The sequence below is a fragment of the Zarconia navalis LEGE 11467 genome (assembly GCF_015207075.1).
In the GTDB taxonomy this organism is placed as follows: domain Bacteria; phylum Cyanobacteriota; class Cyanobacteriia; order Cyanobacteriales; family Geitlerinemataceae; genus Zarconia; species Zarconia navalis.
In genome coordinates, this window is the sequence record NZ_JADEXN010000226.1 from 1 (window position 1) to 7,892 (window position 7,892).

The following is a 7,892-nucleotide window of genomic DNA, read 5'->3' on the forward strand; positions in this document are numbered from 1 at the left end:
GGTCACCACCGCCCCAGCACCGACGATACATCCTTTGCCAACCCGCACGCCATCGAGCACCATAGTAACGAGACATTTTTTTGATTGAGTTGTTCGGAGAGCGATGTTTTTTCGATGGTCTTCATCTTGATAATCCTGGCTGAATGGCTCGATCGAAGTTAGGATTTTTATCTCAACTCTCGGCTATACAGAAATAGAAAATTGAAATGCTTCAATTTTCATTTTATTCTTAAAATAAAATTGATGAGCTTGAATATTTCGAACGCTACTATTTAGACGTAAAGATTGACAGCTATGCTCGCGAGCATAGTCCATTAACCAGTCAAATAAAATACGACTGTATCCTGAAGTATATTCCGAAGTCTCACCAATCCAATCATCTAAGTATAGAACCCGACCTCGAGCTAAGGTTTGAATAATGTGAAAGCCGGCGATCGCTTCAATACGATCGTCTTCTAAATAAACAAAATAATATCCAAACTTTTGCTGTTCTTGGATTTGTCGAACGAACTGGGATCGCTTCTCGATTTCTCGCCATCGTGCCACGATCGGATAACATCGTTCGATGTCCGCCTCCGAACTCGCCAATTGAATCTTCATCCGAATTTTAACTCCTAAAAATTTTGGGGCTTTTTGATGCACGCCCGATTCTACGATGTTCGCTCGATTCACTGACTAGAATAGCGGTTTTCACACTTTTGAGGTATACCAGTTCTGAGTTTGAGGAATGGGACAGGGGAAATAGTTATTTTGGGATACTTCATGAAGCGCGAGAATGCGATCTTGCCAAAACTTCCGCCGCTGCGCATCTTCGGCGATCGAAAAGCGATTCTGTGTATGTGGTTCCGAATCGGCTTTCTTGGGAAGACTTGCCAGTAACCCGATCGGATTCGATCGAGCATCTATCTTTCTAGAAATTCTTCTGCTTCTGTACGAGAGTTGTATTCCTGGAGATGCGCTTACCAAAGCGCGCGAATCGGTTGTGTATTTCTCGGTGGATTCGAGTTGGGTGAATTAGAATTAGGTGAATTAGGATTAGGCGAATTCGTATCCCCTCGATTAGAACCAGGTGCGTTCGTACTACCCGATGGGGGGCGATAGGTGGAACGCGGTGTAGAGTTATAGGGTGGCGCACCGGTCAGGTTTTCGCAAGCAATGCCATCAAGGTCGGTATCTAACCTAAAAGGATCGCCTTGATAAGCATCTAACACTCGCTGCGCTTCTTGCCAGGTGCCAAAATCGTCGCAATTACAATCTCCGTTGACGCACGAGGGCAAGTTACTAACGTTACGACTGGGTTGAGCAAATACAGAAAATACTGAAAGACTTAGGGTTCCCGTTAAAAGAGCAAGACCGATCGCGACACGCATAGAGAATCCTCAAGAATTGGACAACGATTTCAGAAAAATCCTACCATTTTCAGTTGAATCTCGGGTGAGATCGGGTTTGAGGGCGCAATGACAATATAGGGCGAGTCAATAAATCCATCGCTCCCGAAACGAGCTTGATAGATAAATGCGGCAATTTCACCACGGGTGGCGGGGCGATTGGGTTCGAGTCGATCGAGTCTGGGATAGTTAACGACGATGCCCCATTGAGTGGCCCCAGCGACGTTAAACTTTGCGTAGTCGGGAATCTCCCGTCCATCAGCGTACGCCAAGAGCACCCCGAGCGCATCGGACGCCAAACCCAAACCGCCGGAAATCGAGACGATCGCCTGCACTTTGGGAATCGCCTGGTTGGGAGCAAAAATTCCACTGGGGTACCCCGTCAAAAATCCCCGTTCGTATGCCAACCCAATGGCATCGTAAGCCCAAAAATCCCAAGGCACATCTGCAAATTCCACGGGCGATCGTTCGTAAGACCCCCTGAGGGCTTTGCTGACTAAAGCGGCAAACTCGGCACGAGTCACCGAAGCATCTGGGCGATAGGTTCCGTCGGGAAATCCGGCAACGATTCCCTGGATTGCCAAGTTTTCGATAAAGGGCTTTGCCCAGTGCGATCGAATATCGCCAAAAGTGTATTCTGTCGCCTCGCAATCGGGATTGTAAAAGACGCTCAAGTCGGGCACGGAACCGCTAGGAGAGGAGTAGGAGCTGTAGGCGGTGGCAATTCCATCCCCCAAGCAGGCTTGATAGTTCCAAATTGGCAAGTCGCGATTGCGATTGTCGGAGTACACCCACCAAACCGGTGCTCGGTAGCCAAACAGATAGTTGAAGAGTTTACTCGCTTTTGCCGGGGTGTAGGTTAAGTCACCACCCGCGCGAGCCAAGTCAATTCGGATCGATCGATCGTTAATAAATGTGATGCTGAGGGTATTTTGCTCCAGTTCGGGAAATACCGCCGCTAAGTCTGAAGGTTCGTAAACGCGCACGATACATTCTCGTTCGTCGCTGAGATTTTTCGAGGGATTGTTGCAAGGCTCGACTTCGAGTGGGATGCCGAAGTAACGATCGAGAAGCTGTGGGGATCGGTTGAGAATCGCGCGTCCCGCATATGCAGGCTCAACCCATCCCGCAGTCCACAGCAGTAATCCTCCAACCCCAGCGATTGCTGTTTGCCACGCAGTTTGCCAATTCAATTTCAATGGTGTCATCTCTTTTGGGATTCCGAATTGCTGCACTGGGAAGTCAAAGGCCTTGCAACGCTCGTACCAACTTCAGTTGGTAGGCTTCAAACGAAGAACGATAGGGACGCTTGGCACCTGGACTCGATCCGTTTATCTTTCTATTTTTTCAGCGATCGACACTTGCTTCAACAGAAACGAGTCGGGGCAACGAGGAAATTTTCAAGGGTTTAGCTGCCAAGCTTCTGAGGCGAGCGCGAATTCGAATTCCAACTTGAAGGCCGCTCTCTTAAGAAGAGGTGGGAATTAGGGTCTGGTTGCGATTGGGAAAGCCATACACCATTTTGTTTCTCAATTCACCGGTATTCTCATCGGTATGACCGTGAATGCGCAAGCAGTCCTCTTCCGATTCAAAAATATTCAGGGTATGAGGTGAGGTTAACCAGAAGACACACCAAACCTGGCGATGGTTCCCCACTTTCAGTTTCGCCCCATAGGCGACAATGCCGCGAAAGCGATCGCTTTCGCGATTGCGTTCTTTCTGATAGTCGGCAATTTCCGATCTCCAAATGTAAAAGGGTCGAGGTGTGAGTTTATCGAGGGCTTTGTTCACCACTCGAATTCCTTTGTCTTTCTGTCGTTTGACAATTTCACTGGCGAATACCAACTTCACGCTCTGCGAGTCACCCAGGAGAGATTGCAACCAGTTCGGATGGGGATCGGAAACGGCGATCGCTTGAGAGAGAGAGCCGACGCTCGTCATCCAGGCAAAGACGATCGAGTAGGTATTGGTCTTTGGGTAATTAAAGATAACGCCGTTGACGATCGTCCCAAACTCGCACAAGGGATCGTCGCTGAGGCTGAACAACTCGTCAAACAAGCTTTCATCTTCCTCTAGTTTTTTGAGTCCTTTAGTTCGATATCCTTCAAATAAATCGAATGTCAGCATGATTAATAAATGGTAGATGTCTTGATTTTTCAGGAATGGTTAGTCAATCGCAACCTGGAATATAAGAAACGTTTGTGAAAGCTTCAGGTTTATGGAGGAAAGGGGTAATTTATATTGTATCGAAGTCAAATTAACGGGTAGAAAAAGATCGATCGGGAATTCGACTTTGAGTTGGGATGGAGATAGATACAGAAAAAAAACCGGCTTCGCGGAGAAACCGGGTCGAAAATTATAGACTTGGTTATCGGTGCGATCGATGGAGCTTATCGACGACGACCGCGACTGAACGAGCGCGATCGCCCTCCACTGCCGAACCCTGAAGAACGCCTTCCCATGCGGGGACGAACTCGATCGCTCCGGCGCAGGTTGCTCGAACCGAAACCCGATCCGGTGGCGCGAGTGGCTTTGCTGCGGTTGGCGCGGGTGGTTGCCCGATTTCGAGAGGAGGATTTCAAGTTACCCGTAGTCCGCAGGGCCTGACGATTTTTAACCGCTGGTGGCTTCGAGTTATGACGCTTTTGATAACTTTTGACGGCGCTATTATAGGTGTTGCCGTAGCCGCCGTATCCCCTCATCACCCCACCGGGTTGATACACCGGGGGAATGTAGTATCGCGGCCCGAATAGCGAATTTGCCACCATTTGTCCCGCGATCGCTCCAGCAAATGGACTCCAAAAATTGGATTCCCGACGCACGACGACGGTTTGAGTTTGACCGGTTTGCGGGTTGGTTTGGGTTTCGGTGACGTTATGGACGTATGCGATTTTGAAGTCTTCCGCTAGATGCAAAACCGTCCCAGATCCATCAATACTCAGGTAGCTTTTTTTGCCAGCGGCAACTTCCTCATCGGTTAACGGTGCCATTTGCAAATCCTCCGTCCGCAAGATAGGAGATTTTCCCCGTGGCGTATTCAACAGCATCAGAGCGTACTCCCCGCTACCGTCATCGTACTCGGCTTGCTGGAGGGGATATTCACCGCGATCGACAGCAGCGGGTGCGGCGTAAACGACACCGCTTGAGGGACGATCGAAGTTGGGCGCGATCGCATCCCACCCCAGTGCTGTCCAAGAAATCGTTAAACACATTAAAAGAGCGATCGATCGACGTAGCATATTCTTAAAATGAAGGATATCGTTACAAAAAATTGGAAAGTGGGTCAGAGCAGAGGAAAAAATTTTGATTTTCCCGAGTTTTAGTTTCTTCACAAACCATACCTTAAAGAGGAATCAGTTCGGAATAGTTCATCAAAATTTGCTCTTGGGTTAATTCATCACCCAACTGTGCTGGGGAAAAGTGAATTTGAATCGCTCGCAGTTTTTCACCGTGGTGCAAATCAATTAGGGTTTTTAACCCGTCTTCCATTGCCTCCAGTTCGGCGAGATTGGTTTCTAAGCTGGGAACTTCCCCCTCACAAGCGATCGTTATCATCACAATGATATTTTCCGTGGGACTCAAGGATAGGGGTTCGTCAATGTCCGAGTCTTCCTCAAAATCTCCTCGGCTGAGGTATCGCTGTGCGGAGTCGGTAAATAGTTCGGTGATGTAATCTCCCGCTTCTTCTTCTTTTGTAAAAACATCGCCTTCGTTGGCAGCCGATCGCCAGTTGGGTTCGTATTCCAAAAGGCTTTGACAGACCTCAACTAATCCTTCTCCGACAATATCTAAATCGCCATCAGAATCGATTGCCTCTCTTCCCACCCGATTTAACGTTCCCAGCAAGGGAGCAATATTCGAGCCGCTTAAATGAAGCATCACGCGACAGACCACAAATCGAGATCGACCTCCGATCTTATTAAATCGATCTCTCCAATTACTCATCCTATTTTTTCATGAAAGCAACATTAATATTATATGATAAGCTGTTTTAACTTTCATAAAACATAAAGCCTAGCGCTCCAAAAAATAATACCGAACTTTTTTTCGTCAAAAAGTGACTCACTCGATCCTATATTTAAACAAAATTTTCAGAAAAAAAGATTATAAGCCTGTCTTTTCAGTGTTTCATTTTTGAGAATTTTAGCTTTATTTTTTAAGCTTAAATATAGCCGTAAATATATCTTTGAAACTGACTAGTAATTTTTCTAAATCTTGAAAAATTAATCTTTCAAGAAACTGTAGTAAGCGACTTCAAAGTCAGGAGTAAACATAAACGATCGATTCTAAATTTCGATCGAAACGGGATTTTGAGTACACTCATTTCTCGAGCTAGGGAGCAACGTTGTTGATGGAGACGCTAGCGACCTTAATATTTAATTGACGTTGACTCATCTGCGACCGTCCCAGGAACTGAAGAATTGGATCGTCTGCAAGGTGGGGTGGTGCTGCGGGTTATGCCCGGATTCACATAAATTTTGTCGATTTTCGATTTTGTCAGCTATCCGAGGTGTCTCTCCACCGACTCAAATCCCGGTTGAGACATCAACATATGGGAGGCAAAAGAGATATTAATCGTTTGAGAGCCGATCGCAGTTCCCTTGCCTTGCCAAATATGATTAAATGTGGCTGGTATTGACGAGGAGAAAGAATGACCGCTTACATGGATATTCTAGGGCAACCATCGTCGATGGAACTCGCTCGATCGGGGCATTTTCAAGAGATCGCCTACTGGCTCAACCAGTTTCTCATTCCTCAAGGCATTTACGCCCGAGTCAGTGCGGCCGGTAAGGGTTGCCTGCGGATTCTCGTCGAACTTCCTCCCCAACAGGCTTCATCAACCCCCAGACCTTCGATCTCGCGAAAAAAACAGCTCGTGGGTTTCATCTGTCACCAAATTTGGCAGCTCAACTCCGATGCCATTGAAGGAGTGCGCATTGCCGCGCGTCCGGCAGGTCAGTCGGAAATTCTCTGGAAGCAGTCAGTACGCATTTCCACTCCGGCCAATCGAGAGCGAAAGCATTCTCGCGCGACAGCCAAACTTCTTTTATCCTCCATCGAGTCGATCCGTTCCCAAATTCGCGCTAACTACAAAACCCTGCGCGTCTTGCTGTTGACGGGGGCAGCAGCGAGTGCCTTTGCCATCGGGGTCTGGTTGAGTTCCCAACAGCTATTTGCATCGCGATCGCCTAACTCAATACCTTTTCCCCAACCCCCGACGGTATCAGTCTCATCCACTTCACCATCAGCTATCTCACCACCTCTAGCAAAGGAAGTCGGAATGGTAGACACGGCCTTAGAGCGAGTTTCGGTGGTGGAACACGCACAAGTTCTCGATCCCCGAGATCCGACGGTCTCTCTAATGTTTGCTGGGGACGTGACCCTTTCTGAGGGTGAGGATAACGACTTGTCGGCTTTTGCCGCGATGGAAGAAATCGCACAAGTGGATGTGGCGGCTATTAATTTAGAGCAAATCTTCACCCGAGAGGCTTCTACAACGGCGAAAACTGCCACCTACAAAAGTGCTCCCGAATCCGTCGATTTTTTATCCAACAGTGGTATCGATTTGGTCAATCTGGCGAACGATCGGGTGATGGAATACGGTGAAGCGGGTTTGCTCGAGACCCTAGAAACCCTCGATCGAGCGGGCATTTACCGCGTCGGAGCGGGTCGGGATGCCACCGAAGCCCGCCGTCCGACTATTTTAGAGGTGAAAGGACAAAAAATCGCTTACTTGGGTTACTATGCCGGGGATTCTAACTCGGCTGGTAAAGATAAAGCGGGAACGAATAAAGCCCTCAAAGATCGGATCGCGCGGGATATCGAGGCAATTCGAGATCGAGTAGATTGGACGATCGTTAATTTCCACTGGGGGGCGCAACTTGCCGAAACCCCCGACCGCTGGCAGGTCGATCTAGCCCATTTCACCATCGATAACGGGGCAGATTTAATTGTGGGACACCATGCCAAAGTGTTGCAAGGGGCCCAAATTTACAAAGATCGGGCGATCGCCTACTCTTTGGGCAATTTCATCTTTGGAGGCAGCACCGAACGTCGTTACGATACTGCCGTCTTGAAAGTCCTGCTCAAAGGCTCTCAAATGAAGGTGGAATTTTTGCCCGTGGAAGTTCGCGACTTTCAACCCAAGGTCGTTCGCGGTCGACGAGGTCGCCAAATTCTCCGCCAGCTCGAAGAGCGATCGGAAATGTTCGATCGGCCCATGCCTGCTTCAGCTCTTTTGAAGAGACAGCCCCGAAAACCAAACCCAGAGACCAACCCAGAGACCAACCCAGAACCCAAAAAACAGAAAATAGCTCCCGCGTTGCCTTCGGACTCTTCCAAATTTCCGCGATCGCAGTCGATTTCCGCCCCCTCTATCCCGACAGACATCGATAATGGTGGAGAGTCGGATATTTCTCAACCCTGGAAAAGCGTCCCGACCTTCCCAAAACTGATGTCGAGTCCTCAAGAGGAAGATGACTCGGATACCTTTATTCGCGATCC

The 7,892-nt window shown here is 48.4% G+C and carries 7 protein-coding genes; 1 reads left to right on the forward strand and 6 read right to left on the reverse strand.

Annotation, left to right across the window (positions count from 1 at the left end; all coding sequences use genetic code 11):
• Nucleotides 1-183 precede the first annotated feature (183 nt).
• From IQ235_RS12820 to IQ235_RS12845, 6 genes are all read right to left on the reverse strand, one after another.
• Complete coding sequence (locus IQ235_RS12820) at nt 184-600, reverse strand: GNAT family N-acetyltransferase (RefSeq protein WP_264321848.1); 417 nt, start codon at nt 598-600, stop codon at nt 184-186.
• Between the two features lie 359 nt (nt 601-959).
• Nucleotides 960-1,370, reverse strand: coding sequence for an excalibur calcium-binding domain-containing protein (locus tag IQ235_RS12825; protein ID WP_264321849.1), 411 nt, complete (start codon nt 1,368-1,370; stop codon nt 960-962).
• A 29-nt stretch (nt 1,371-1,399) separates the two neighbouring features.
• The gene (locus tag IQ235_RS12830; protein ID WP_264321850.1) at nt 1,400-2,596 is read right to left on the reverse strand and encodes an S-layer homology domain-containing protein; all 1,197 of its coding nucleotides are present in this window, start codon (nt 2,594-2,596) and stop codon (nt 1,400-1,402) included.
• Between the two features lie 259 nt (nt 2,597-2,855).
• The gene (locus IQ235_RS12835; protein ID WP_264321851.1) at nt 2,856-3,515 is read right to left on the reverse strand and encodes a hypothetical protein; all 660 of its coding nucleotides are present in this window, start codon (nt 3,513-3,515) and stop codon (nt 2,856-2,858) included.
• Between the two features lie 263 nt (nt 3,516-3,778).
• A complete protein-coding gene (locus IQ235_RS12840) occupies nt 3,779-4,600 on the reverse strand; it encodes a hypothetical protein (protein WP_405196672.1) in 822 nt (273 codons plus the stop codon).
• 130 nt (nt 4,601-4,730) lie between these two features.
• Entirely contained in the window at nt 4,731-5,333 is a 603-nt protein-coding gene (locus IQ235_RS12845; protein ID WP_264321853.1) for a DUF1517 domain-containing protein, read from the reverse strand.
• Between the two features lie 706 nt (nt 5,334-6,039).
• On the opposite strand from IQ235_RS12845, the gene IQ235_RS12850 reads away from it, so the two are divergent.
• A partial coding sequence (locus IQ235_RS12850) for a CapA family protein (protein WP_264321854.1) occupies nt 6,040-7,892 on the forward strand: 1,853 nt, incomplete at its 3' end.

What these genes read in the sequence shown, in the direction of transcription:
- IQ235_RS12820 (WP_264321848.1), bottom strand. Translation starts at nt 600, where the DNA reads ATGAAGATTCAATTGGCGAGTTCGGAGGCGGACATCGAACGATGTTAT.
- IQ235_RS12825 (WP_264321849.1), bottom strand. Translation starts at nt 1,370, where the DNA reads ATGCGTGTCGCGATCGGTCTTGCTCTTTTAACGGGAACCCTAAGTCTT.
- IQ235_RS12830 (WP_264321850.1), bottom strand. Translation starts at nt 2,596, where the DNA reads ATGACACCATTGAAATTGAATTGGCAAACTGCGTGGCAAACAGCAATC.
- IQ235_RS12835 (WP_264321851.1), bottom strand. Translation starts at nt 3,515, where the DNA reads ATGCTGACATTCGATTTATTTGAAGGATATCGAACTAAAGGACTCAAA.
- IQ235_RS12840 (WP_405196672.1), bottom strand. Translation starts at nt 4,600, where the DNA reads ATGTGTTTAACGATTTCTTGGACAGCACTGGGGTGGGATGCGATCGCG.
- IQ235_RS12845 (WP_264321853.1), bottom strand. Translation starts at nt 5,333, where the DNA reads ATGAGTAATTGGAGAGATCGATTTAATAAGATCGGAGGTCGATCTCGA.